Raw genomic sequence first — 224 nt, 5'->3', positions numbered from 1 at the left:
GTGAAAGGCCCCCTCGCCGTAAGCCCAAGGTTTCCTACGCAACGTTCATCGGCGTAGGGTGAGTCGGCCCCTAAGGCGAGGCAGAAATGCGTAGCTGATGGGAAGCAGGTCAATATTCCTGCACCGTCGTTAGATGCGATGGGGGGACGGATCGCGGAAGGTTGTCCGGGTGTTGGAAGTCCCGGTCGCTGCATTGGAGAAGGCGCTTAGGCAAATCCGGGCGC

At 60.3% G+C, this 224-nt stretch carries 1 rRNA gene; it reads left to right on the top strand.

What is annotated here, in order from left to right:
• Positions 1–224 (top strand): 23S ribosomal RNA (locus tag HW466_RS31675); the annotation flags it as partial.

Source organism: Burkholderia territorii (genome assembly GCF_902833055.1).
GTDB classification, from domain to species: domain Bacteria; phylum Pseudomonadota; class Gammaproteobacteria; order Burkholderiales; family Burkholderiaceae; genus Burkholderia; species Burkholderia territorii.
Note: the sequence above shows the minus strand (reverse complement) of the source record. Positions and strands in the feature narration are given on the sequence as shown.